General features: G+C 74.2%; 19 protein-coding genes and 1 pseudogene. 12 read left to right on the top strand and 8 right to left on the bottom strand.

The annotated features are described in order from the left end of the window. The first annotated feature begins 123 nt into the window (after positions 1–123). A complete protein-coding gene (locus IE265_RS13555; RefSeq protein WP_190035765.1) occupies positions 124–1,182 on the top strand; it encodes an O-antigen ligase family protein in 1,059 nt (352 codons plus the stop codon). Between the two features lie 143 nt (positions 1,183–1,325). Here the strand turns inward: IE265_RS13555 and IE265_RS13550 are convergent, their stop codons facing one another. Further along, a complete protein-coding gene (locus IE265_RS13550) occupies positions 1,326–1,883 on the bottom strand; it encodes a hypothetical protein (RefSeq protein ID WP_190035764.1) in 558 nt (185 codons plus the stop codon). A gap of 170 nt (positions 1,884–2,053) precedes the next feature. Continuing rightward, on the bottom strand, positions 2,054–2,842 hold the full coding sequence (locus IE265_RS13545) for a glutamate racemase (RefSeq protein ID WP_190035763.1): 789 nt from the start codon (positions 2,840–2,842) through the stop codon (positions 2,054–2,056). A 58-nt stretch (positions 2,843–2,900) separates the two neighbouring features. On the opposite strand from IE265_RS13545, the gene IE265_RS13540 reads away from it, so the two are divergent. Further along, positions 2,901–4,091 carry a glycosyltransferase gene (locus IE265_RS13540; protein WP_190035762.1) on the top strand — a complete coding sequence of 397 codons (1,191 nt, stop codon included), beginning with the start codon at positions 2,901–2,903 and terminating at the stop codon, positions 4,089–4,091. 97 nt (positions 4,092–4,188) lie between these two features. On the opposite strand, the gene IE265_RS13535 is transcribed toward IE265_RS13540, so the two are convergent. Next, positions 4,189–5,472 (bottom strand): TerD family protein, encoded by a 1,284-nt coding sequence (locus IE265_RS13535; protein ID WP_190035761.1) that lies wholly within the window; start codon positions 5,470–5,472, stop codon positions 4,189–4,191. Between the two features lie 279 nt (positions 5,473–5,751). Between IE265_RS13535 and IE265_RS13530 the strand changes: the two genes are divergently transcribed. From IE265_RS13530 to IE265_RS13515, 4 genes are all read left to right on the top strand, one after another. After that, positions 5,752–6,189, top strand: coding sequence for a DUF6643 family protein (locus IE265_RS13530; protein WP_190035760.1), 438 nt, complete (start codon positions 5,752–5,754; stop codon positions 6,187–6,189). 45 nt (positions 6,190–6,234) lie between these two features. Beyond that, positions 6,235–7,074 (top strand): MOSC domain-containing protein, encoded by an 840-nt coding sequence (locus IE265_RS13525; protein WP_190035759.1) that lies wholly within the window; start codon positions 6,235–6,237, stop codon positions 7,072–7,074. Between the two features lie 166 nt (positions 7,075–7,240). Next, positions 7,241–7,846: an Rv1733c family protein gene (locus IE265_RS13520; RefSeq protein ID WP_190035758.1), complete on the top strand. Its 606-nt coding sequence runs from the start codon at positions 7,241–7,243 to the stop codon at positions 7,844–7,846. Positions 7,847–8,025: 179 nt separating this feature from the next. Then, a complete protein-coding gene (locus IE265_RS13515; protein WP_190035757.1) occupies positions 8,026–10,458 on the top strand; it encodes a right-handed parallel beta-helix repeat-containing protein in 2,433 nt (810 codons plus the stop codon). A gap of 72 nt (positions 10,459–10,530) precedes the next feature. Here the strand turns inward: IE265_RS13515 and IE265_RS13510 are convergent, their stop codons facing one another. Next, on the bottom strand, positions 10,531–12,933 hold the full coding sequence (locus IE265_RS13510; protein ID WP_373302945.1) for an alpha/beta hydrolase family protein: 2,403 nt from the start codon (positions 12,931–12,933) through the stop codon (positions 10,531–10,533). Positions 12,934–13,223: 290 nt separating this feature from the next. Between IE265_RS13510 and IE265_RS13505 the strand changes: the two genes are divergently transcribed. Both IE265_RS13505 and IE265_RS13500 read left to right on the top strand, forming a co-directional pair. Continuing rightward, on the top strand, positions 13,224–14,054 hold the full coding sequence (locus tag IE265_RS13505; RefSeq protein ID WP_190035756.1) for a DeoR/GlpR family DNA-binding transcription regulator: 831 nt from the start codon (positions 13,224–13,226) through the stop codon (positions 14,052–14,054). A 181-nt stretch (positions 14,055–14,235) separates the two neighbouring features. Further along, on the top strand, positions 14,236–14,715 hold the full coding sequence (locus tag IE265_RS13500) for an SRPBCC family protein (RefSeq protein WP_190035755.1): 480 nt from the start codon (positions 14,236–14,238) through the stop codon (positions 14,713–14,715). Positions 14,716–14,889: 174 nt separating this feature from the next. Here IE265_RS13500 and cds1 read toward each other — a convergent pair whose 3' ends face one another. Next, positions 14,890–15,987, bottom strand: a complete 1,098-nt coding sequence (cds1, locus tag IE265_RS13495) for an L-cysteine desulfhydrase Cds1 (RefSeq protein WP_190035964.1) — start codon at positions 15,985–15,987, stop codon at positions 14,890–14,892. Between the two features lie 362 nt (positions 15,988–16,349). On the opposite strand from cds1, the gene IE265_RS13490 reads away from it, so the two are divergent. Next, positions 16,350–16,673 (top strand): hypothetical protein, encoded by a 324-nt coding sequence (locus IE265_RS13490; protein ID WP_190035754.1) that lies wholly within the window; start codon positions 16,350–16,352, stop codon positions 16,671–16,673. Positions 16,674–16,856: 183 nt separating this feature from the next. Then, positions 16,857–17,396 (top strand): ATP-binding protein, encoded by a 540-nt coding sequence (locus IE265_RS13485; protein ID WP_190035753.1) that lies wholly within the window; start codon positions 16,857–16,859, stop codon positions 17,394–17,396. Positions 17,397–18,118: 722 nt separating this feature from the next. Here IE265_RS13485 and IE265_RS13480 read toward each other — a convergent pair. The 3 genes from IE265_RS13480 to IE265_RS13470 are packed head-to-tail and all read right to left on the bottom strand — an operon-like array spanning position 18,119 to position 21,770. Continuing rightward, the gene (locus IE265_RS13480) at positions 18,119–20,680 is read right to left on the bottom strand and encodes an ABC transporter permease (protein WP_190035752.1); all 2,562 of its coding nucleotides are present in this window, start codon (positions 20,678–20,680) and stop codon (positions 18,119–18,121) included. Next, entirely contained in the window at positions 20,677–21,453 is a 777-nt protein-coding gene (locus tag IE265_RS13475) for an ABC transporter ATP-binding protein (protein WP_190035751.1), read from the bottom strand. Before IE265_RS13475 ends, IE265_RS13480 begins: the two co-directional genes overlap by 4 nt. Then, entirely contained in the window at positions 21,450–21,770 is a 321-nt protein-coding gene (locus IE265_RS13470; RefSeq protein WP_190035750.1) for an SHOCT domain-containing protein, read from the bottom strand. The genes IE265_RS13475 and IE265_RS13470 overlap by 4 nt, the downstream gene beginning before the upstream one ends. A 229-nt stretch (positions 21,771–21,999) precedes the next feature. On the opposite strand from IE265_RS13470, the pseudogene IE265_RS13465 reads away from it, so the two are divergent. Together IE265_RS13465 and IE265_RS13460 are read left to right on the top strand one after the other, a co-directional pair. Beyond that, positions 22,000–22,560, top strand: a pseudogene (locus IE265_RS13465) (TetR/AcrR family transcriptional regulator); the annotation flags it as partial. Positions 22,561–22,711: 151 nt separating this feature from the next. Continuing rightward, entirely contained in the window at positions 22,712–23,296 is a 585-nt protein-coding gene (locus tag IE265_RS13460; RefSeq protein WP_190035748.1) for a DUF4865 family protein, read from the top strand. Positions 23,297–23,329: the final 33 nt, after the last annotated feature.

Genomic DNA, 23,329 nt, shown 5'->3' with positions numbered 1-23,329 from the left:
ACTCGTGCACAAACCGGCGCATCACCCGTTACGGTGTGCCCGAGCCTCTGACGAACGGGCCTGTCCGGTCGGGCGGTCGGGGCCCGTCACAGGTCGGGGGGCGGCGGGGTGGGGTCCACGGGGATGGCGTCAGCAGCCGGTCAGGCGTCGGGACACGACAGACGCGGCCTGGCGGACGGGGCCGGAGCCGCCGTGCTCGGAGCCTGCGCCGCCTGGTCCCTGATCACCGCCGGCGCACAGGGCGGACGGCCCGAGGGCGTGCTTCTCGCGGTCCTCGCCGTGGCCGCCGGCTACGCCTCGGGACGCATCTGCGGAGTCCTGCTTCCGGTCGCCGCCCCGTGCGCGGGCGCGCTCGCGGCCCTCGGCCTGGCGGTGGCGGCCCCGCACACCGGCGCCGCGTCCCAGGTGGCCTCGCCCCTCGGGCAGACGGGCGCCACCGCCGCTCTGCTGACCCTCTCGGCGGGGGCCGCGTGCTGCGCCGCCTGGGCCGCGCGTCCGAGGGCGCTGCGGCTCGCACTGCGTGCGGCGGCGGTCGGTGTCGCCGTGGCCGCTGCGGTACTGGGATCGACGGCGGGGTTCGCGGCCTGCCTCGCGGTGCTGCTGTGCTCCCTGGCCGCCCACCGCGTGCGGCGCCGCACCCCGGCACTCGGCGGCCTCGCCCTGGCCGCGGCCCTGGTGACCGGGGGGACCTGGGCGGTGGCCGAGAACGCGCTGCCGGACGGTCTGACCACGTCCCTCGAGGGGCAGCTCACCCAGCAACGTGTGCAGTTGTGGCACGACGCGCTCGACCTGGCCCGCCGGGAACCGGGGCTCGGGGTGGGCCCGGGACGCTTCGCCGAGCTGAGCCCGACCGTCACCCGGTCGCCGCTGCTGGACGGCAAACCCCACTCGGCGCCCTTCCAGCAGGCGGTCGAGCAGGGACTGGTCGGCGTCATCCTGCTCGCCGGGGTGTTCTGCTGGATCCTCTACGCGCTGTGGCGCTCGCCGCGGCCCACTCCCGTGGTGCTCACCGCGGGAGCCGCGCTGACGGCGCTCGCCGCGATCGCGGCGGTGGGGAACGCGCTCAGCTTCACGACGGTGACGGCGGGCGCGGGTCTGCTGGCGGGTCTGGCCACGGCCCGCCCGCTGCCGGACGAACCGGCGCGGAGCACGACGGCGGGTGCGCGGGCCCCCGTCCGGTGAGCCTGCGGCCCGGGTGCCGGACCCGCCCAGCGTGGGTGCCCCGGCGGCGGTGCGCGGGAGGCCCGAGCCCGGTGTGCCCGACCCTCATTCGGCGTGCGGTGCCGGTGCTCGGCCGGCGTCCCGCCCCCGGCAGGAGGACGGAATCAGTGGGCCGGGCCCGGGGTGGCGGCCTTCAGCCTGCGGCGGATGACCAGCACGGCCGCCTCGGCGTTGTCCACCGTGACCGTGAACGTGTGGCCGTCGCCGAGGCGCAGGATCAGCCCCTCGCCGCGCCGGACCACCACGGCCGTGCCCTTGTCGGGGAGCCAGCGGTAGCCCCAGCCGCCCCATTGGCGCGGGGTGACCCACGGGGCGAAGTCGGCGCCCGTGATGTTCGACAGGGGGATGCGGCGGCGCGGAAGGCCCATGTGGCCGCAGCGCACCTCCAGGCAGTCGTCGTCCACCCTGACGGCGACATGGACGAAGGCGAGCGTCCCGAACAGGACCAGGAGACCGGCGGCGATGCAGCCGACCACGGCCATGACGAGCGCGGCCTCGCCCGACGTCCACGCCGAGTCGACGGCCAGCTCGATGCCCAGGGCAAGGCACGCGGCGCCGGTGCACGCCAGCAGCCACTGCACACGACTTGAGGCACGACCGTGCCAGACCTCGGCATGCGGGGCCTCGACGGCGCCCTCTGGGCCTTGGGGGTGCTCCCTCATGGCTAGAGCGTACTCAGGTTCCACTCCGTCGGCACCGGGTCGCGCACCGTGACTGCTCCGGGTGGACGAGACGCGTCCGCCGGGCGACGCGCGGAGGCCGGCGACCCGCTGCGGGCGGACGCGGGGGGCGCGACGCGGTGGACGGCGTGGCAGCGCCCCGCCGATCGGGCTCAGCGCGCGGAGCCGACCGCCTGGAGCAGGGTGCCCTCGTCATAGGTGAGCGCGGTCGCGGGCAGCGCGCCCTCGCGGCCGGAGAGCAGCACGGTGAGGCCGCCGTGCGCGGGGGCGTCCGGGGCGGGTCCCTGTCCGATGCGGCGCAGCGCCTGCGCGGCCACGGCGCCTGCCGATCCGTGCAGCACCAGGGGCGGCACGGCACCGGGCCGCTGGACGGCGGCGCGGATGCGCTCGGCGACCAGCTCGTAGTGCGTGCATCCGAGGACGACGGCCCTCACGCCGTCGGGGGTGCGCTCCGCGGCGGCCGCGATCGCCGCGTCGACCGCGGCCCGGTCCGCGTGCTCGACGGCGTCGGCGAGGCCGGGGCAGGGCACCTCGGTGACGTCCACGCCGCCGGCGAACTCACGGATGAGACCGCGCTGGTACGGGCTGCCGGTGGTGGCCGGAGTGGCCCAGATGGCGACGGGCCCGCCGCCGGCCGCCGCCGGCTTGATCGCCGGGACGGTACCGATGACGGGCACACCGGGCTCCAGGCGGTCACGCAGGGCCGGCAGCGCGTGCACGGAGGCGGTGTTGCAGGCGACGATCAGGGCGTCCGGCCGGTGGGCCGCGGCGGCCTCCGCGACGGCGAGGGCGCGCGCGGTGACGTCCTGCGGAGTACGGGGTCCCCACGGCATGCTGCCGGGGTCCGAGGAGAGAACGAGCTCCGCGTCGGGCCGTAGACGACGTACCGCGGCGGCCGCCGCGAGCAGTCCGATGCCGGAGTCCATGAGCGCGATCTTCACCCGGTCACCATAGACGATCCGCCTCACCGGGCCCCGGCGGTGGGGCAGACTTCGACGGGTGAGCGCCCTCGCGTGGACCGCTGTCGGATCACTGGCCGCCTGGCTGTGGCTGCTCCTAGGCCAGGGCTTCTTCTGGCGCACGGACGTGCGGCTGCCACCGCGCCGGGATCCGGACGTCTGGCCGTCCGTCTGCGTGGTGGTCCCCGCGCGCGACGAGGCGGCCGTCCTGGCCGAGAGCCTCCCCTCCCTCCTCGCGCAGGACTACCCGGGCCGGGCCGAGGTCTTCCTCGTCGACGACGGCAGTTCCGACGGCACCGGTGACCTGGCCCGCGAGCTGGCGCGCCGCCACGGCGGGCTGCCGCTCACCGTGGACTCGCCCGGGGAGCCGCCCGCGGGCTGGACGGGCAAGCTCTGGGCGGTACGCCACGGGATCGGCCTGGCACGCGCGCGTGCGCCCGAGTTCCTGCTGCTCACCGACGCCGACATCGCGCACGCGCCGGACAGTCTGCGGGAGCTGGTGGCCGCGGCCCGTACCGGGGACTACGACCTCGTCTCCCAGATGGCCCGGCTGCGGGTGGAGAGCGTGTGGGAGCGGCTCGTGGTGCCGGCCTTCGTCTACTTCTTCGCCCAGCTCTACCCGTTCCGGCGGATCGCCGTGCGGGGGTCGGCGACCGCGGCGGCGGCCGGCGGATGCGTCCTGCTGCGCGCCGACGCGGCGGAGCGGGCCCGCATCCCGGACTCGATCCGGCAGGCCGTCATCGACGACGTGGCCCTCGCGAGGGCGGTCAAGGGCTCGGGCGGGCACATCTGGCTGGGCCTGGCCGAACGCGTCGACAGCGTGCGCCCGTACCCGCGGCTGCGCGACCTGTGGCGGATGGTCTCGCGCAGCGCCTACGCCCAGCTCCGGCACAGCCCCGCCCTGCTGGCGGGAACGGTGGCCGGACTCACCGTGGTCTACCTGGTGCCGCCCGTCGCGTTCTGCGCCGGCCTGCTGGGGGGCGACGCCGCCGCGGCGACGGCGGGCGGCCTCGCGTGGCTGCTGATGACGGCGACGTACCTGCCGATGCTGCGCCACTACCGGCAGCCGCCACTGCTCGCGCCGCTGCTCCCCCTCACCGCGTTCCTCTATCTCCTGATGACGGTGGATTCCGCGGTGCAGCACTACAGGGGGCGCGGCGCGGCATGGAAGGGCCGGACCTACGCCCGGCCGGACGCGGCGCCCGAGCCGGGTCCGGCGGAGACGTCCTGACGGCCGGGCGCGACACGCTCCCCGCCCCGAAGGCGCCCGGGGCGCCGCGACCCGATTCCGGTCGGGGCGCCCCGGGACGGACGGGTGGGAGCCGCCGTCACTTCCTGCCGGGAGTCCAGTTCATGCCCCAGCCGTAGGTGTAGTCGACCGTGCGCTGAGGACTGACCCCGCGCTCGGGGACGAGGAAGCGGGCCTCGCGCTGCACGACCAGGTCGTTGCCGGTGTTGGTGATGAGGGCGAGGGCGCACACCGTGGACGGGACGGTGCACTCGCCGAGGGAGAAGTCGACGGGAGCGCCGTTGAGGGGCTGGAGGGTGACCGTGGCGTCCAGGTCCGCGAACGACCGCGCGCCCTCGTAGATCGTCACGAAGATGAGGATGCGGCGGAAGTACTGGGTGTGGTCGAGGTTGATGCTGAGGTTCTCGCCGCTCGACACGGCGCCGGTGCGGTCGTCGCCGTCGAGGTGGATGAACGGCGGCTGGTGCAGTGCGCCGAAGGCGTTGCCCAGCGCCTGGACGACGCCCTTGCTCCCGTCGACCAGCTCGTACAGGGCGCACAGGTCGAGGTCTAGGTCCGAGTGCATCGCGATGGCCCGGCCCAGCTTGCTCTGCCACCCGGAGAACTGCTTGCGCACCTGCCAGTTCAGGTTCACGCGCATCACGCCGGACGTGCCGCCCTGCTTGGTCAGCGAGACGGACGGCGCTTCCTTGGTGAGCGTGACCTTGGTGAGGCGTACGGGGGTCGAGGGCGGGGCGGGGGGAGCCGGCGGGGCGGGCGGGGCCACCGGCGGGGCGACGGTGACCGGCGGTGCCACGGGCGCCGCGGGGGCGGGCGGCGCGGCCTGCTGCGGTTCGTCGACCGTGATCCCGAAGTCCGTGGCCAGCCCCGCGAGGCCGCTGCTGTAGCCCTGTCCGACGGCGCGGAACTTCCAGGCGCCCTGGCGGCGGTAGAACTCGCCGAGCACGAAGGCCGTCTCGACGCTCGCGCCGGTGCTGTCGAAGCGCGCGATCTCCGCGCCCTGGCCGTCCAGGACCCTGATGTACAGCCCGGGCACCTGCCCGAACGCGCCGCCGTCCGAGGACGCGGCGAGCACCACGGTCTCGATCTCGGGCTCCACGCGCGCGAGGTCGACCGAGAGCGTGTCGGTCACCCGGCCGCCGGCGTTCTGCTTGCCCTCGTGGCGCACCGCGCCCGAGGAGTGCGAGGGCTGGTTGTAGAAGACGAAGTCCGCGTCGGAGCGGACCTTCCCGGACGCCAGCAGCAGGGCCGAGGCGTCCGTGTCCGGCACGCCCGGCCCGGTCCCCCACCCCAGCTCGACCCGCAGCCCGGCCGTAGGCACCGGCACGTTCGATCCTTTAGGCATGGACATGTCCGCCCCCATCGAGTGTCTCCGCGCAGGACCGCGCATCGTCGGATGTTTCGGTTCTTTGCGCGCCAACCTAATGGCCCGGGCGCCGCAGGCCCATGACCGGGCCCCGGAGATCACCGTCCAACCGGCGGTAACCCACTCGGAACTCGGCCTTTACACGATCGCAAGCCCGCCCGTCGCCCTTTTTCGCCAATTTCGCTCGGATTAGTGATCTCGGGACACCGCCGACACGGAAAACAACCCTCTTATCGGTCTCCCCAACCAGCACATCGTGGGCTTAACTTATGTGCCATGACCTCCCCCCGCTCCACCTATGGCGGCGGTTACTACTCCGCCTCCTTCCCGGACACCCCGATCTACGACTCCCTCGTGGCCGAGCGGGGTACCCCGCAGATCGCCCCGATCCGGGTCCCCGCGGCGTACGACACGGGCAGCAGCAACCTCCCCGCCCTCCCGTCGGCACTTCCCGCACTGCCTGCCGGTCCCTCGTACCAGAACACCTCGTACGGCTACCCGCAGGCCCAGCAGCCCGCACCGCTCCAGCAGGCCGCTCCGTACATCCCGCAGCAGGCCGGCGCGCCGCGCGGCTACCCCGGGCCCCAGGCCCCGCAGCCGCAGCGCCCGATGAACGGCGGCACCGGTTACGAGGCCATGCGCCCCGCGGCGCCCCGCCCCGCGCCCGCGCCGTACCAGGACCCGTACAACAACCAGCAGTACCGCGGCTACTGACGGAACCCGGCCGAGGTCGTCCGTGCCCGCTGGCAGGATGGCCTCATGCCGAAGCAGTCGCTGCACTCGATCCACGTCTACCCGCTGAAGGCGGCCGCGGGGTACGCCCCGGGCGAGGCCGTCGTGGAGCCATGGGGTCTCGCGGGTGACCGGCGCTGGGTGCTGATCGACGGAACCGACAAGGCCGTCACCCAGCGCCCGCAGCCGCGGATGGCGCTGGCCGCCGCCGAGCCGTTGCCCGGTGGCGGCCTTCTGCTGTCCGCGCCCGGCCGCGAGCCGCTGACCGTACCCGTGCCCGCGCCGACCGCGACGACGACGGTCGAGATCTGGAACGACAAGGTGGAGGCGGTCCCCGCCGACCCCGCCGCGCACACCTGGTTCAGCGACTACCTCAACGTCGGGGTGCGCCTCGTGCATCTCGCCGACCCCGCCGGCCAGCGCCCCGTCGACCCGGCGTTCGCCCGCCCGGGCGAGACCGTGAGCTTCGCCGACGGCTACCCCCTGCTGATCACCACGCTCGCGTCGCTCGACGCCCTCAACGACCTGATCGCCGACGGCGACCGCCCGGATGAGGGACCGCTCCCCATGAACCGCTTCCGACCGAACGTGGTGGTCGACGGCGGCACCGCGTGGGCCGAGGACGACTGGTCGCGGATCGCCGTCGGGGACGTCACCTTCCGGGTCGCCAAGATGTGCGGCCGCTGCGTCGTGACGACCACCGACCAGCGCACCGCGGAACGGGGCCGGGAGCCGCTGCGCACCCTCGCCCGCCACCGCCGTTTCGGCGACAAGCTGATCTTCGGGCAGAATCTCGTCCCTGAGTCCGGCGGCACGATCCGCGTGGGCGATCCCGTCACGGTCCTCGAACAGGTCCGCGCCCGCTGACACCGGCGCCGCACCCGTCCGGCGAAGCCGTACGGGACAGGCCGTGGCCGTGTGTGGGACACGGGTACGAGGGGTGATGTCGCTCTCTCTTCCGCGGCTCGGCGAGTGAACGGCCCCCGGCTGGGCCATCACAGAACCGGAAGGGTGCGGAAGGGGGTGCGGGACCGTGCGGGCCATCTGGGGACTCCGGCACTGGCGCGACAACCCGCTGCGGCGGGCGACCGACCTCGCCGAGGCGTGGCTGGCGCTGGCGGCCCTCCTGCTGATCCTCGTCGCGGCGCCCCTCGCCGGGACCCTGGTCGGGGGCCGCGCCCATGACGCCCTCCAGCGGTCCGCCCGCGAGCAGCGCGAGGACCGCCACCCCCTGTACGCGACCGTCGTCAGGAAGGCCGACCGCACCCCGCTCGACCCCGACCCCGAGACGGCGTCGGGACGCGACTCCCACAGCCGGGTGCTCGCCCTCTGGACGGCGCCGGACGGCACCGCGCGCCGCGGCACGGTCATGGCGGCCCTCAACTCCCCGCAGCGCGGCGACCGTTTCACGCTGTGGACCGACGGGCACGGCCGTGTGGTCGGCGAACCCCTGGACCCGGCCGCCGCTTCGGCGCACGCCGCCCTCGCGGGGTTCGGCACGGCCGCCCTGTGCGCGGGGCTCATCGAGGGCTCCCGGCGCCTGGTCGTGTGGCGCATGGTGCGCCGCAGGTACGACGGTTGGGACCGCGCCTGGTCCCAGGCCGGGCCGGACTGGGGCAGGACGGGCACCGGCAGCTGACGGCCTGCTCGCTCCGGTCAACCGGCCGGCCCCGCGCACGCTACGGTGGACCGGCCGAAGTGTTCGGCGCCGTCGTGAGAGGCTGTTCCCGTTGCTCGTGAGCCGGGCCTACGCGCCCGGAAGCCGGGAACACGGCCTCTCATGACCCGTGTACGACGAGGTGGGGGCACGACAGCGCCATGGCACAGGGCACGGTCCAGGTGACGCACACCGGTACCTCGCGGTGGCGGCGCCGCACGGGTGAGTACGCATCGCTCGCCGCCGCCCTGGAGGCCGCGGCGGACGGCGACGTCCTCACCGTCGCCGCCGGCACCTACCGGGAGAACCTCGTGGTCCAGCGGGCGGTGACGCTGCGCGGCCCGGAGGGCTCCCCGGGTTCCGTGCGCATCGCGCCCGTCGACGGAGTGCCGCTCACCGTGCGCGCCTCGGCGGTCGTCCAGGACCTGCTCGTGGAGGGCCAGGACTCGGCCGCCCCCGCGCTGCTCGTCGAGGAGGGCACTCCGGAGCTGCTGGACGTCCGGATCGTCACGCGCTCCGCGGCAGGCATCGAGGTGCGCGGGGGCGCGCGCCCGACGGTTCGGCGCTGCACCGTGGACAACCCGGCCGGCGTCGGCATCCTCGTACTGGACGGCGGGGGCGGGGTGTTCGAGGAGTGCGAGGTCGTCGCGGCCGGGCAGTCGGGCGTCTCGGTCCGCGGGGGCGCGCATCCGCGCCTCGAGCGCTGCCGGGTGCACCACACCTCGGGCGCCGGCCTGTCGGTGACCGGTGAGCAGTCCGCACTGGAGGCCGTGGGCTGCGAGGTGTACGAGGTCCGGGGCAGCGGCGTGCAGGTCACCGCGCGGGCCACGGCCCATCTCACCGACTGCGACGTGCACCGCACGACCGCCGACGGTGTCACGCTCGACACGGACGCCGTGCTCACGCTCGCCGACTGCCGTATCCACGACATCCCGGAGAACGCGGTGGACCTGCGTTCCCGCTCCGTCCTCACCATGACCCGTTCCACCGTGCGGCAGTTCGGGCGCAACGGCCTGTCCGTGTGGGACCCGGGCACGCGCGTGGACGCCAACCAGTGCGAGATCCACGACAGCACGGGCGACTACCCCGCGGTGTGGGTCAGCGACGGCGCGACCGTGGTGCTCGACTCGTGCCGGGTGCACGACGTGCCGGACGCCCTGTTCGTCCTCGACCGCGGCTCCCGCGCCGACGTCGTCGACAGCGACATCTCCCAAGTCCGCAACACGGCCGTGTCGGTGAGCGACGGAGCCACCGCCCAGCTCGACGACTGCCGGATCCGGGACGCCGCGACGGGCGCCTGGTTCCGCGACCACGGCAGCGGCGGAACCCTCTCCAACTGCACGGTCGACGGCACCCAGACGGGCGTGATCGTCACCAAGGGCGCCGACCCCACCATCGAGCGGTGCACGGTCGCCTCGCCGGCCGAGGCCGGCTTCTACGTGTCCGCCGGCGGCCGGGGCAGCTTCCACGGCTGCCGTGTGACGGACAGCGGCGGGTACGGCTTCCACGTGCTCGACGGCTGCCGTACGACCCTCAAGAAGTGCCGTACGGAACGCTGTTCGCGCGGTGGGTTCGAGTTCGCGGACGCGGGCGACCCCGGCTCGGGCACCGGACCGGTGGTCGAGGACTGCACGAGCGACGAGAGCGCCGGAGTGCGGGCCCCCGTGCCGGAGCCCGTCGTGCAGACCGCGGGCGGGACCAACGGCCTGCTGGGATCGATCCCCGGCCAGCGCTCCACCGAGCCGGCCCGGCCCGTGGCGGTCCCGGAGCCCGAGGAGCCCTCGCGCTCCTCGCAGGCGGTCCTCGGCGAACTGGACGCGCTGGTGGGCCTCGACAGCGTCAAGCGCGAGGTGCGGGCGCTCACCGACATGATCGAGGTGGGCCGCCGCCGCCAGCAGGCCGGCCTCAAGGCCGCCTCCGCGCGCCGTCACCTCGTCTTCACCGGCTCCCCCGGCACGGGCAAGACGACGGTCGCCCGGCTGTACGGCGAGATCCTGGCCTCGCTCGGCGTCCTGGAGAAGGGCCATCTCGTCGAGGTGTCCCGCGTCGACCTGGTCGGCGAGCACATCGGCTCGACGGCCATCCGCACCCAGGAGGCCTTCGACCGGGCGCGCGGCGGGGTCCTGTTCATCGACGAGGCGTACGCGCTCTCGCCCGAGGACTCCGGGCGGGACTTCGGCCGGGAGGCCATCGACACGCTCGTCAAGCTGATGGAGGACCACCGCGAGGCCGTGGTGGTGATCGTCGCGGGGTACACCGCCGAGATGGACCGCTTCCTGTCGGTCAACCCCGGTGTGGCGTCGCGTTTCTCACGGACCATCACCTTCGGCGACTACGGCTCCGAGGAACTGCTGCGGATCGTGGAGCAGCAGGCCGAGGAGCACGAGTACCGGCTCGGGAAGGGCAGCGCCGACGCCCTGCTGACGTACTTCACGGCGATCCCGAGGGGTCCCGCGTTCGGCAACGGCCGCACGGCGCGCCAGACCTTCGAGGCCATGGTGGAGCGGCACGCGGGTCGGGTCGCCCAACTCGCCGAGCCGAGCAAGGACGACCTCACCCTGCTGTTCCCCGAGGACCTCCCCGAACTGCCCTGAAGGCCCTGCGGAAGCCGCCTCGGGCAGCACCTGCCCGACCGCGCCGAGGACCTTGCGCGGCTGTCCGGAGGGTCACGCCGTGGACTGCTCCGGCAACGACCCGCGGGGCTCGCCGGGACCGCACTCCGGTCGCGGGCCCGGCAGTTCGGGGCTGAGCCGCGCGAGCAGCCGTTCGCGTTCCTCCGCGAACACGGGGTCCGCCCGGTAGTCGGAGTGTCCGAGGATCGGGGCGGGCAACGGGTGCTCCGCGGTGCGCCCGTGGGCGAGCGGGTCCAGCAGCGCCTCGCGGTCGACCTCCGGGCCGCAGTCGCCGCGCAGCCGTACGGGTCCGCCGATGGGGTCGGTCGCCCGGTACAGGTTGCGCCAGCAGTCGACGTCCCTGTGCAGTCCGCTGAGCGCCGCAGGGCCGAAGTGGGCCGGGAACCAGCGCCCGTAGAGCCGCTCCAGCGGGGAACCGTAGGTCAGCAGCGCGACCCGCTTGCGTACCGACGGCTTGAGCTGCCAGGCCGCCGCGGCGGCGAGCACGCTGCCCTGGGAATGGCCGGAGATGACGAGGCGGCCCCCGGTGGCCCGGACCCAGGTGGCGATGCGCCACGTCAGGTCGGGCACGGCGCGCTCCGCGTAGCAGGGGGGCGCGAACGGGTGGGCCGCGCGCGGCCAGAACGTGCCGACGTCCCACAGGATGCCGATGGTGCGCCGGGCGGCCGGGTCCTTGTAGGCGCGGCGCCCCCAGGTGACGAACAGTATGAAGCCGACGCCGATCAGCCAGGACCCGAGCGCCTGCGAACTCGCGGCGACCCCCTGCACGACGGCGTACGTCCCGTGCGCGGCCCGGTCCGGTGTCCTGCCGGTGGCCGTGGCGCCCACCAGGGCCAGGGCGCCCAGGAGGAGCGTCACCGCGGAGATCACACCGATGATCAGGGGCGCACGGTCGGTCAGGGAGGCCATGGCCCGCGTGTTCGCGATGCGGCGGGTGCGGCCGGCGTCCTCGGCCTCGCCCCGGTAGGCCAGTTCCACCGCGCCGATCTCGGCCCGGCGCAGCCGCACCGTGCGCCACGCGAGGCGGCCGACCAGCGCGAGCAGCACGAGGAGCAGCGGTGGGATGACGGAGGCCTGCCAGGTCAGCAGGACGGGCGGGCCCGGGATCGACCCGCCGGTGCCGTCCAGCCAGTCCGCCATGCGCTGCCCCACGCCTGCGGACATCACTCCGCCGAGGGAGCAGCCCAGCATGGCGACCGCCGGCCCTGCCAGGCCCCGCATGGCGGCGCGCGGGTCGGGGTGGGCGCGGTGCAGCAGCCGGGCCACCACGCAGAGGGCGACCACGAGCAGCCCCTGGACCAGCACGAGCCCGCCGAACGTCGTGTCGCCCGGCAGCCGGTGCTCCGAGCGCCACTCGGGGCGCGACCACGCGGCGTACACGAGGGTGAGGCCGAGCACGACGAGCGAACCGGCCGGCAGCCATCGCACCAGGGCCGTGTCCAGGTGCCGGTCCAGGCGGTTCTCGGTGCGGCCCCTGCGGCAGACCACCCACAGGACGACGGCCGCTCCCACCACGAGCGCCGCCGTGACCAGCCGTCCGATCGCGTCCAGCGCTCCGGGGCCGCCGGCCCCGGCGTCGTGGCGGGCGGCCGCGCCGCCGGCAGCGGCGGCGACGGTCAGCAGTCCGGCGGCGGTGTGCGCGGCGCGCAGCCGCGCCACCAGCCTGCGCCCGTACCAGAATCCGGGACGGCCGAGCCCGGAGCGGTCGTTCTCCTCCTCGGCGCCGTCCTGGCCCGAGGGCGGCCGCTGCGACTCGTACGCGCTCCAGGTGCGGTGCGAGAGGTACCAGAGGAGGAAGGTGAGCGCGGCGGGCAGCAGCGAGGCCAGCGCGAGGCGGCGGCCGGGCTGGCTCCACCACGCGCCGCCGGAGCCGTCCGGGGACAGGAAGCCGAGCCAGCTGTGGTCCTCGGCGCACGCGCGCGTGCCCGCGCACTGCCAGGCCACCAGGTCGAGGGCCACCTCGCAGGCGGCGGCGACGAGCAGCACCGTGAGGCTGAGTCCGACGAGGCGCACGAGCAGGCCGTAGAGACGGACCGTGCGGATGCGGTTGTCGCGCACCGTGGGCCGCATCCAGTGGGCGAGGTTGACCACCATGAACGGGAGGAGCAGCAGCCACAGGGCCCGTGAGCCGTTGCCGGAGGTGAGGTTGCACCAGACGTACGCCTCGGGGACCGGCCGGCCCCCGCGTCGCCCGGTCCGTCCCTGCGCGGCTTCCTCCGCGGCCTCCCGCTCGGCCTCCACGTCGTCGGCCCGCCGGAAGACGGCGGCGGTGTCGTCCCCGGTGATCCGCACGGTGCGCGGATCGTCGAGCATGTCCTCGGGCGTCGTCCCTCCGACGCCGTGGACCAGGAGTTCGAGTGCGTTGTCGGCCGGTGCGGGCCCGAGCCCCGGGCCGCTCTGTTCGTTGCTGGGGGCAAGCCCCCGTGGACGCTCCACTGTTCCGTGTCCCCCGTGATGCCCGTGCGGCACATGTCATGTTCAGGTACAAGGATCGCCCCATTCCGCCCCTGTGCGCACGCCTGGTCACGGAATCTCCCCGATCCGTGTCACGGAGGCTGACGGAGTTGACAGCGTGACGTGTGCGCACCGGTACAGGCAGTGGCGCGACCTGCGGTGGGTCGTGCGAGGATGAGACACCCTTGGCACCGGAGGTGAGGAGAATGTCCTTGTCGGAGGGGGTTCGGGAACATGTCGGGCAGGGCGGGCCGAAAGGAAGCGGAGCGGACGTGAGTGAGAATCAGAACCTCCTCGCGGAGCAGCGCCGCGCCCTCATCCTCGACGAGGTCCGACGGCGCGGCGGCGTCCGCGTCAATGAACTCACCCGGAAACTCGGCGTGTCCGACATGACGGTCCGCCGCGACCTCGACGCGCTCGCCCGGCAGGGCGTGGTGGAGAAGGTGCACGGCGGGGCCGTCCCGGTGGTCGAGGCGAGCACCCACGAGCCCGGGTTCGAGGCCAAGTCCGGTCTGGAGCTGTCCGCCAAGGAGGACATCGCACGCGCCGCCGCGGCGCTCGTCGCGCCGGGCACGGCGATCGCGCTGTCCGGCGGCACGACGACCTACGCGCTCGCCCACCGCCTGCTCGACGTGCCGGACCTGACGGTGGTCACCAACTCGGTGCGCGTCGCCGACGTGTTCCACGCGGCCCAGCGCACCTCGGGGCAGCGCCAGGGCGCGGCCACGGTCGTCCTGACCGGCGGAGTGCGCACCCCCTCCGACTCGTTGGTGGGTCCGGTCGCGGACCAGGCGATCGAGGCACTCCACTTCGACCTGCTGTTCCTGGGTGTGCACGGCATATCGGTGGAGGCCGGCCTGTCGACGCCGAACCTGGCGGAGGCCGAGACCAACCGGCGCCTCGTACAGTCCGCGCGACGGGTCGTCGTGGTCGCCGACCACACCAAGTGGGGCACGGTGGGCCTGAGTTCGTTCGCGGCCCTGGAGCAGGTCGACACCCTGGTCACGGACGCCGGGCTGCCCGGCGTGGCGCGCTCCGAGGTCTCGGAGCACCTGCGGCGCCTGGTCGTGGCGGGCGACCCCGAGTACGACGCGGACGCCTGACGCGACGCGGCGGCCGGATGCCGGATGCCGTACGGATCCGGCAGGGGTTCCTCGCGCGGGTGAGTGACGGGGGTGGACGCGGGGCAGACATCCGGCGGGGTGCCCGCGCGGGGTGACGGCGCCCCGTCGGCCGGTGCGCCGCCGGGCGGCGTCCGCGTCCTCCCCGCGAGGGGGTTGCCGCATGAGTCGCCGACTGCGCCCGGAGGGGCCGGACTTCGTCGAGGCCTCACCGGTTCGCCTGGTCTTCGAGAGAAGCCTGTCCGCCTCCCCCGAGGCCGTCTACCGCGCACTGGCCGTGGACGTGTCCGAGTGGCCCGAGTGGTTCCCCGCGGTGACCTCCGCACGGTCGACCGACGCCGGGGCCGGCCGTCAGGTCGGGCTCAGGGGCGGGGTGCGGATCCGGGAGACGGTCCTCGCCGCCGAGCCCTCCCGCGTCTACACCTACCGCGTGGACACCATGAACACCCCCGGCGTACGCGCCCTCGTCGAGGAGTGGCGGCTGACGCCCGACGGCACGGGCACCCGCGTGCGCTGGACCATGGCCGCCGACGGGACGGCGGCGTTCCGGCTCCTCGCGCGGCTGGGCCGACGCGGGCTCGGCCGGGCGTTCCGCGGGGCGGTCACGGCGCTGGACCGACGCCTGGCGTCGACGCGCGCGTGAAGCCGGGAAGCCGGGAAGCCGGAAGCCGCGAACCCTGCGGGACTGCGGCCCGGTACTCCTGACTCCCGGGCCGGGCATCCGACTTGAGCCTCGGGCTGCGGCCCGGGCTGCGGGTCCGGGCTGCGGGTCCTGGCCTCGGGCTCGCGTCGCGGGCGGCGGGGCGGGGCGAGCCGCTCAGTCCGGCCAGACCCCCGTGGCCAGCAAGGTGTCGACAGCCGCCGCGTACGGCTCGATGTCCAGCCCCTGGTCGGCCAGCCACGCGTCCGAGTAGTACTTGTCCAGGTAGCGGTCGCCGTGGTCGCACAGCAGGGTGACGACACTGCCCGTCCGGCCGACCGTCACCATCTCGGCGACGATCTTCAGGGCGCTCCACAGACCGGTACCGGTCGAACCGCCCGCCTTGCGCCCGATGGCCCGCTCCAGGGCCCGCACTGCGGCCACACTCGCCGCGTCGGGCACCTTCATCATCCGGTCGACGGCACCCGGCACGAAGCTCGGCTCCATGCGCGGTCTGCCGATGCCCTCGATGCGCGAGCCGCAGTCGGTCGTCACCTCCGCGTCGCCGGTGGTCCAGCCTTCGAAGAAGCACGAGTTCTCCGGATCCGCCACGCAGATACGGGTGTTGAACTGCATGTAGTGCACATAGCGCGCGATGGTGGCCGACGTGCCGCCGGTGCCCGCCGTCGCGACGATCCAGGCGGGTTCGGGGTAGCGCTCCAACTCCAGTTGCCGATAGATCGATTCGGCGATGTTGTTGTTGCCCCGCCAGTCGGTCGCACGCTCCGCGTACGTGAACTGGTCCATGTAGTGCCCGCCGGTCCCGGCCGCGAGAGCAGCCGCCTCCTCGTACATCCGGCGCGGGTCGTCGACGAAGTGGCACTGTCCGCCGTGGAATTCGATGAGGCGGCACTTCTCGGCGCTGGTCGTGCGGGGCATCACGGCGATGAACGGCACACCGATCAGCTTCGCGAAGTACGCCTCGGAGACGGCCGTGGAGCCGCTGGACGCCTCGATGACCGGGCGGCCGCGGCGGATCCAGCCGTTGCACAGGCCGTACAGGAACAGCGAGCGGGCCAGCCGGTGCTTGAGGCTGCCGGTGGGATGGGTGGACTCGTCCTTCAGGTACAGGTCGATCCCCCACTGCTCGGGCAGCGGGAAGCGCAGGAGGTGGGTGTCGGCGGACCGGTTCGCGTCGGCCTGGACCTTGCGCACGGCCTCTTTGAGCCAGGTGCGGTACTCCGCGTCGCTGTGGTCGACGTCGAGTGTGGCCATCGGCTCGTGGGGGCGGGCCTGCTGTGGGGTGGTCACGGCGGGGCTCCTTCGGGTTGCGGCCGACGGCTCACACGGTCGGACGCCCCGATCATAAACACCTTCCGCACGCTTCTCACCTGCATAAACACTCCTTTGAGCACCTCAAAGGAACCCCTGGCACACCGTCTGGCGGGAAGCGGGGGGCGCGTTCGCGCGAGTGCGCCGGACAGTCTCCACGAGGCCGCCGTGCGTACTGGTGCTCGACGTCGGGTGCGGGCAGACTGCACCGAACGGGGCACGGGTCCGGGCAGAGCACCCGTCGGGATCGGGGCCCCGCGGGAGCACGTGAAGGCATCGGCGGAGCGCACAAGGGGGCTGGACACATGGCGGAGCCGGAGTTCGAGGCCACGGGCGTGCGGATCGGCAAGGGACTGCGCTCGCTCACCCGGGCCGGACAGGTCCGGATCAGCGGAGGCAGGCTGGAGCTGCTCACCAGCTACGGCAGCGAGATCGACAGCGCGCCGGTCCGGGCCGTCCGGGCGTCGAAGCCCTGGTTCGGCCAGGACGACCGGGCCCAGGCGGACGTCAACGGCACCCGGTACCTGCTCACCCTGGGCGATCACGACCCGGCCCCGGGGCAACCGGGTCCACCCGCGGCCCGGAGGTTCATCGAGGCCGTCCGCAGGGCGGCGGGACGCGAGCGCTGAGAGTGCCGCGAGTTGCGTGACCGCGGACCCTGAGTCACGCTGTTGTCACGTCACTCTGGGTTTACCGGCGATAACGCTGCGAACCAGCCCGCCGGCACCACGCAGCAGGCGGTCGCCCCACGCAGCCGCCCGCTGGATCCGTACTCCGTCTTCTTCCGGACCTCAATTCGGGGAGTCGCAGCCGTGATCAGCCAGCCGAACAGGCATTGCACGGTGGAGCTCCAAGCCCTGCCGTCGCGGATCGGCCAGGTCCGCAGAATCGTATCTGCGCAATTGCGCTACTGGCATCTGGATCCCCTGATAGACCGGGCCGCCCTCGGCGTGACAGAGCTTCTGTCCAACGTCCACCGGCACGCCAGTCCCGACAAGCAGTGCATCGTGGAGATCGAGCTGATGCTCGACCGCCTGATGGTCTCGGTGCACGACCACGACCCCCGCCTTCCCGAAGTCCGGGATGCCGACCCCTCCGCGACCTGCGGACGCGGTCTAGCGATGGTCGCCGCCGTGAGCGAGAGCTGGGGTGTGCGCCCGGACGGCGAGTCCGGGAAGGTCGTGTGGTTCACACTGCCGGCGCCCTCCCCCACGGCGACCCTGCTCGCCCGCCCCTCGTTCGGGGTGGCGGTGGAGTCGCCCGGCCCCGCCCTCGACTTCGCGGAGGTGGAGCACGCGGCCGACGCGCTCCGGGCCGCGCACGCTCCCGCCCGGTCGGCCGTTGCCGGCTGACCGGGCGGTGACAGAGGCCGCCTTCGCCCGCTTCCACGGGCCGAGGGACGGCCCGGTCCCCGGGGCGCGCGCGGCACGGACGCCGTGCCGCCCGGCCGGGTCGGGCGGACGACGGCCACGCCGGCACCGGCACGCGGCGCGGGCGCCGGGAAGACCGCGCGGACGGCCGCGCCCGGACGCGAAGTCGCGATGCCCTGGGGCCAGTTGCGTGAACCGGCAACCACACCGGCACCGGGACCCGTACTTGCGACCCCGCTCCACCGATCGTGTCCGGCAGCCAGGGCTCCTTGGCGTCGGACCAGTTGCGTGACCCCGCCACCACAACCACCCGGCCACCGGGACCGGCACCCGCACCCGCACCCGACCGGGCGGCGCATCCCGATCGGCCGCGCGCGAGGCCAAGAAGCGCTGCTTCCCGCCCAGTTGGGTGACACAGCGAACGAACCACCGGCAACCGGGCCCCGACGGCACCCGGCACCCGGCACCCGGCACCCGGCACCCGGCACCCGGCACCCGGCACCCGGCGACACTCCCCGTCGCCCGCGTCCGGCGGCAAGGCGCCGCGCCCTGCGCCGAGCCGGACGGCACCACATGCCGCACCCCGCCCGCGCCCGCGCCCCGCGGCGAGGAAGCCGTGCCGTCGGCCGGGCACGGCAGGGAAGCGGCGTACCGCCACCCGTTCAGGCACACCCGCGCCCGCCCACCCGGGTCGGCCCGCGCCGCTACTCGGTGGCGATGGCCCGCAGCACGTCGAGGCGTGCGGCCCGGCGGGCCGGGCGCAGCCCGGCGAGGGCGCCGGCCGCCAGACCCACCAGCGCCACCACCGCGAGCCGGACCGGCGGCAGCGCGAACGCGAAGGCGCTGTCGGACGCCCCGTCCGACGCCTCGACGAGCACCCAGCCGAGGAAGCCGCCGAGTGCGAGCCCGCCCGCCGTGCCGAACGCGGCGACGAGCACCGACTCCCAGCGGACCATGGCGCGCAGTTGCGCCCGTGTCTGTCCCACGGCCCGCAACAGGCCGAGTTCACGCGTGCGTTCGTGCACGGCCAGTGTCAACGTGTTGGCGATGCCGAGCAGCGCGATGAGCACCGCGAGCGCGAGCAGTGCGTAGACCAGTGTGAGCATCATGTCTATGCCGCCCGCCGAGGAGCGGGCGTACTCGTCGCGGGTCTGCACGTCGGGGCCGCCGTACGCCGCCGCGGCACGCTCGACCGCCGCCTTGCCGTCGGCCGGGTCCACCCCGTCGGCGAAGGTGACGGCGACGAGCGTGTCGGAGTCCTGCGTGCGGTGCGGCGCCCAGGCCTCCCGGGTGATGACGTAGTCGCCCGCCAGTTCGGAACGCCCGTAGACCGCGCGGACCGTGAAGGTCTCCCTGTCCCCGTCGGTGAAGGCGAGCCGGGCGGTGTCGCCGGTCCGGAGGCCCCGCTTCCCGGCCTCCTTCTCGGTGACGGCGATGCCGTCGGCGCCCAGGTCGTCCAGTGAGCCGCGTACCGCTCCGAGGTCGAAGGTCCGTGCCAGGGCGACCGGATCGGTGACCGTGAGGGCGCGGCCCTCCCCCTCGACCTCGGCGACCCCCCTGCCGAGCCCGACCGCGGTGTCCACCTCGGGCAGCGCGTCGAGCGCCGGGGCGAGCCGGGGGCTGAGCCCGCTGCCGCCGGCTCCGAACGAGGGCGTGCTCACGGCGACGTCGCCCGCGAAGGAGCGCGACACCGTCTGGTCCATCGTGGCCTTCAGGGAGGCGCCGAAGACCGTGAACAGCGACACGACGGCGACCCCGATCATCAGCGCGCTCGCGGTCGCGGCGGTCCGCCGGGGGCTGCGCAGGGCGTTGCGCCGGGCGAGTCCCCCGGTCACGCCCCGCAGCCGCGCGAGCGGGCTTCCGAGCAGCCGCACCGCGGTCGTCGACGCGACCGGGCCGAGGACCACGAAGGCCGCGAGCGCCAGCAGGGCCCCGCCGCCGGCGAGCCACAGGGACGGGCTCGCGAGGACTCCGGTCAGGGTGACCGCGAGGGCCGTCGCGCCGAGCACGGCCCCGGCGACGGCCCGGGACCTGGACGCTCCCGACCGGTCCACGGCCGTCTCGCGCAGCGCCGCGAGAGGTGCGGTGCGCCCCGCCCGTACGGCGGGCAGCAGGGCGGAGCCGAGGCAGACCACGACGCCGACCGCGAGGGGCAGCAGCAGGGACTGCCGGCCGACCACGAGTCCGCCGTCCGGGAAGGGGAATCCGATGGCGGGGAAGAGCGCCTGGAGCCCGGCGGCGATGCCGATGCCGCCGGCGAGTCCGGCGGCGGACGCGGTCACGGCGACGACGGCCGCTTCGGCGAGGGTCGAGGCTGTCACCTGCCCGCGTCCGGCGCCGAGCACCCTCAGCAGGGCGTTCTCGCGGGTGCGCTGGGCGACGACGATCGCGAAGGTGTTGTGGATGGAGAAGGTGGCGACCAGCAGCGCCACGCCGGAGAACACCAGCAGGAAGGTGGTGAACAGGGTCAGGAAGCGACCGGAGACCATGTCGGTGTTCTCCTCGGCCAGCTCCTGCCCGGTGATGGCCTCGACTCCCTTGGGCAGTACGGGTTCCAGGGCGTCCACGAGTTCCCGCGCGCCGGTGCCGGGACCGGCCCGTACGAGGATGCCGGCGGCCTCGCCGGGCCTCGCGGTCAGGTACCTCTCGGCGTCCTGCCGGGTCATCCCGGTGAAGGTCACCTGGGCCATGCCGTCCTCTCCCCCGAAGGTCGCGAGGCCGACGATCGTCACGTCGACCGGGTCGGGGGTCCGCAGGACCGTGGTGTCGCCGATCTCCAGACCGCCGCGCTCGGCGGCGCCGCGGTTGACGACGACCTCGCCGGACCTGGCGGGGGCGCGGCCCTCGGCGAGCCGGTACGCGTTGAGTTCCGGGTCGTCGATCCAGTTGCCCGCGAGGGTGGGCGGGCCCTGGCCGCCGACGGGCTCGCCGTTCGCGCCGACGAGTTGCCCGGCGCCCTGGATGTCGGGCACCGCGGCCGCGACACCGGGCGTCCTTTCGACTGCGGCCACGAGCGCGGTGTCGACGGGCCGCCGCACGCCCTGGCCCTCGCCCGGGGCGGTGATGGTCGCGGCGCTGCGTACGACGGCGTCGGTGCCGCCGGCCGCGTTCCCGAACATGGTGTCGAAGCTCGCGCGCAGTGTGTCGCCCATGACGAGCGTGCCGGCCAGGAAGGCGACGCCGAGCAGCACCGCGAGGAACGTACCGGCGAAGCGGCGTTTGTGGGCGCGCAGCGAGGAGACGCTGATCCGCACGGCGGCGTTCACGACGGCGCCCCCTTGCCGTCGAAGGCCTTCATCCGGTCCAGGACCCGCTCCGCCGTGGGGGATTCCATGCGGTCGACGAGGCGCCCGTCGGCGAGGAAGACGACCTCGTCGGCGTGCGCGGCGGCGACCGGGTCGTGGGTGACCATGACGACGGTGCGGTCCATCCGGCGCACGGCCCGGCCGAGGAGGCCGAGGACCTCCTCGCCGGAGCGCGAGTCGAGGTTGCCGGTCGGTTCGTCGGCGAAGACGACGTCGGGGCGGCCTGCGAAGGCCCGGGCCACCGCCACGCGCTGCTGCTGCCCGCCGGAGAGTTCGGCGGGCAGGTGGTGGAGGCGGTCGCGCAGCCCGACGATGTCGACGAGCGCGTCGGTCCACTCGGCCGAGGCGGCGTCGGCCCTGCGGCCCGCGAGATCCATGGGAAGGGTGATGTTCTCGGCGACCGTGAGCGTCGGGACCAGGTTGAACGCCTGGAAGACGAATCCGACGCGGTCGCGGCGCAGCAGCGTGAGGCGGCGGTCGTCGAGGCGGCCCAGTTCGGTGTCGCCGATGAAGGCGGCGCCGGACGTGAGCGTGTCCAGGCCGGCCGCGCAGTGCATCAGGGTGGACTTGCCGGAGCCCGACGGCCCCATGATCGCGGTGAAGCGCCCGGCCGGGAAGGTGACGCTCACCCCGTCCAGGGCCCGGACGGCGGTGTCGCCCGAGCCGTACACCTTGACCGCGTCGGCGACCCGCGCCGCGGTGCCGGTGCTCGTGGTGACGGTCGTCGTGCTCATGCCGCACCGCCCCTGCCCGTGCCGCCGAAGCCGCCGCCCGCCGGGCCCGTGGTGCCGAACTGCTCGTCCAGGACGGAGAGGCGGCGCCAGTACTCGTCCTCGTCGATCTCGCCGGCGGCGAAGCGCCTGCCGAGGATCGCGATCGGCGAGTCGCCGCCCGGGCGGACTCGGTCGGCGGACGGCCGGGCGGCGCGGCCGCCGCGCCACACGGTCCGGCGCAGAACCGTCAGGACGCCGATCACGACGGCCGCCCAGATCAGCGGGAGGAAGAGGATCCACGGGCCGGGCCCGCCGTCCCAGTGCGCCAGGGTCTGCATCTGAAGTCATCTCCTCGGATGGCTGTTCCGGAGTGTTCCGGTGATGCTTCGAGGCTCGCGCCGGGAGGGTGCCCGGGTCGTCGTACGGCCAGCGGCACCGGGCGTACCTCCTGGGGAGTACGCGGGCCCCGGCAGCCTGCTCCCGGGTGCAGGACGAGCCGGTGCGAGAGGAGATCCGCTGCTGTACCTACTGATATGCACAGGCGCCCTCGATTCTGTACCTACTGGTATGTACAGTGACGGGATGAGCACGCGGGAGCGACTGATCGAGGCCACGCGCGGGCTGCTGTGGGAGCGCGGTTACGTGGGCACGAGCCCGCGGGCGATCCAGCAGTTGTCGGGCGCGGGCCAGGGCAGCATGTACCACCACTTCGCGGGCAAGCCCGAGCTGGCGCTCGCCGCCGTCCGCCGCACCGCGCAGGAGATGCGCGACTCGGCCGGGGCCGTCCTCGACGGACCCGGCACCCCGTACGAGCGTGTCGAGGCGTATCTCCGCCGTGAGCGCGACGTACTGCGGGGCTGTCCGATCGGGCGGCTCACCATGGACCCGGAGATCGTCGCGAGCGACGAGCTGCGCGCACCGGTCGACGAGACACTGGACTGGCTGCGGGAGAGGCTCGCCGGACTCGTCGAAGAGGGCCGGGAGGGCGGCTCGTTCGCGCCCGGGCTCGACGGGGAGGAGATCGCGGCGACGATCGTCGCGACCGTCCAGGGCGGCTACGTGCTGGCGCGCGCGTCCGGATCGACCGCGGCCTTCGACACGGGAGTACGCGGCCTGCTGTCCCTGCTTCGCGCCTCGGCGCACGCCGCGGCTCCAGCGAACTCCCCGGCTCCCGGGCGCCCTTCGGCCCCCGGCGGCCGGGCGGCCTCCGAGGAGACCGCGCGCTCCGCGACCGCAGTGCCCGCCCGCACGGCCGACTGACGTCCCTGGAGGGGCACCGATGCACGCCATGCAGTACGAGATCACCCTGCCCGCCGACTACGACATGGACGTCATCCGGTCCCGGGTCAGCGGCAGGGGCCCGCTGCTCGACGACTTCGGCGGCCTCGGCCTGAAGGCGTACCTGGTGCGTGAGCGCGGTGTCTCCGGCTCACCGGTCAACCAGTACGCGCCGTTCTACCTGTGGAACACGCCCCGTGGCATGAACTCCTTCCTTTGGGGCGCCGGATTCCAGGGGCTCGTCGACGACTTCGGCCGGCCCCGGGTACGGCACTGGACGGTTCTGGCGTACGAGGACGGGGGCGCCGACGGCCGCGATGCCCGGGCAGCGGTGCGCGAACGGCGGGCCGTCCCCGAGGGTGTCCCGCTGTCCGGCGTGGCGGTGGCAGCGGCGGCGGAGACCGGGCGCCTGTCCCGCCTGGACGGCGTGGTCTGCGCGGCGGCCGTCGTCGATCCCCTGCGCTGGGAGGTCGTGCACTTCTCCCTGTGGGACCGGGACGGCCCGCAGGCGGCTGGGGACGTCTTCCAGGTGCTGCACCTGAACTCTCCGGAAAGGGACCGCCTGCCGAGGGGACGGCAGTGGTGAGCCGTCCGGGACGGCCCCCGGGAAGCACGCGAC

It is taken from the genome of Streptomyces fructofermentans (assembly GCF_014651055.1).
GTDB classification, from domain to species: domain Bacteria; phylum Actinomycetota; class Actinomycetes; order Streptomycetales; family Streptomycetaceae; genus Streptomyces; species Streptomyces fructofermentans.
The sequence above is the reverse complement of the archived record's forward strand: the minus strand, read 5'-3'. Positions and strand labels throughout refer to the sequence as shown.